At 76.2% G+C, this 1853-nt stretch carries 2 protein-coding genes; both read left to right on the top strand.

Going from position 1 to position 1853, the window contains the following annotated elements:
- The coding region (locus MCAG_RS27990) for a non-ribosomal peptide synthetase (protein ID WP_036375614.1) at positions 1-1344 on the top strand (1344 nt) is incomplete at its 5' end.
- Positions 1341-1853 (top strand): condensation domain-containing protein (locus MCAG_RS27995; protein ID WP_007076309.1); only part of this gene is annotated, 513 nt, incomplete at its 3' end. The genes MCAG_RS27990 and MCAG_RS27995, both read left to right, overlap by 4 nt.

Below are 1853 nucleotides of genomic sequence, written 5' to 3' on the forward strand. Positions count from 1 at the left end.
GCGTACGTGCTGTACACCTCCGGCTCCACCGGCCGCCCCAAGGGCGTCGTGGTGGAGCACCGGTCGGTGGCCGCCTACCTGGCGTGGGCCCGGGAGGCATACCCGGGCCTGGCCGGCACCGCGCTGCTGCACTCCCCGGTGTCGTTCGACCTGACCGTCACCGGGCTGCTCGGGCCGCTCACCGCCGGCGGCACCGTCCGGCTCGCCGCGATCGACGAACCGGCCGCCCGTGCCGGGGGGAAGCCGGCGTTGCTCAAGGTCACCCCGAGCCACCTGCCGCTGCTCGACGACGCCGTGTCCCCGACGACGGACCTGGTCGTCGGCGGCGAGGCGCTCACCGGCGAGCAGCTCGCCGGCTGGCGTGCAGCCCACCCGGGTGTGGCGGTGACCAACGAGTACGGCCCGACCGAGGCCACCGTCGGCTGCGTGGCCGCCCGCATCGCACCGGGGCAGGAGCTTGCGGCCGGGGCGGTGCCGATCGGCACCCCCACCTGGAACACCCGGGCGTTGCTGCTCGACGCCGCGCTGAACCCGGTGCCCCCGGGGGTGGTCGGCGAGCTGTACGTGGCCGGCGACCAGCTCGCCCGCGGCTACCTGCGCCGCCCCGGCCTCACCGCCGAGCGGTTCCTGCCCTGCCCGTACGGGCCGGCGGGGCAGCGCATGTACCGCACCGGCGACCTTGCCCGCTGGCGGGCCGACGGGACGCTTGACTACCTGGGCCGCCGCGACGACCAGGTGAAGGTGCGTGGCATGCGCATCGAGCTGGGCGAGATCGAGGCCGCCCTGCTGGCCCGGCCGGACGTGTCGGCGGCGGCGGTGGTCGTGCGCACCGACTCCGGCGAGCCGACCCTGGTCGGCTACCTGGTCGGCGACGCCGATGGCGCGAGCGTCGCCGCCGACCTGGCCCGGGAGCTGCCCGCGCACCTGGTGCCGGCCGCGTTCGTCGCGCTCGACGCGCTGCCGCTGACCCCCAACGGCAAGCTGGACCGGGCCGCGCTGCCCGCCCCGGCCGCCCCGGCGGCGGTCGACGACGCGTACGTCGCCCCGCGCACCGACGCAGAGGCCCTGGTGGCCGAGGTGTACGCGGACATCCTCGGCGTGGAGAAGGTCGGCGCGGCCGACGACTTCTTCGCACTCGGCGGCAACTCGCTGCGCGGCATGCGGGCGATGGCCCGCATCCGCGCCGAGGTGGACGTGGACCTGCCCATGCGGGCGCTGTTCGGCAGCCCGGTGGTGGCCGACCTGGCCGCCCAGATCGAGAAGCTGATCGCCGCGGAACTCGACGAGCTCTCCGACGCCGAGGTCGCCGAGCTGTTGGCGACGGAAGAGGGACCCACCGCATGACCGACCTGAAGGATCCGGCCCGGGAGGCGGCGCGGCAGGCGCTGATCGCCAAGCGTCTGCGCAAGCGCGCCGCCGCCCCCGCGGCCCGGATCACCCCCCGGCCCGCCGACGCCGAGGTGCCGCTGTCGTACGCCCAGGAGCGGGTCTGGTTCATGGACCAGATCGCCCCGGGCGAGGCGGCGTACCACATCGCGGTGCCGCTGCGGGTGCGCGGACCGCTCGACGTCGCGGGCCTGCGCAGCGCGTTGGCCGGGCTGACGGCGCGGCACGAGTCGTTGCGCACCCGGTTCCCCGCCGACGCCGACGGCCGCCCCACGGTGGTCGTGGAGGAGGCCGTCGAGGTGCCGCTGACGGTGACGGAGGCGGCCGACGCCGACGCCGCGCGGGCGCTGGTCGATGCCGCCTCGGCGGAGCCGTTCGACCTGGCCACCGGGCCGCTGCTGCGCGCCCTGCTGATCCGGCTCGCCGCCGACGACCACGTGCTGTTCCTCGGCAAGCACCACATCGTC

Origin of the sequence: Micromonospora sp. ATCC 39149, assembly GCF_000158815.1 — a bacterium.
In the GTDB taxonomy this organism is placed as follows: domain Bacteria; phylum Actinomycetota; class Actinomycetes; order Mycobacteriales; family Micromonosporaceae; genus Micromonospora.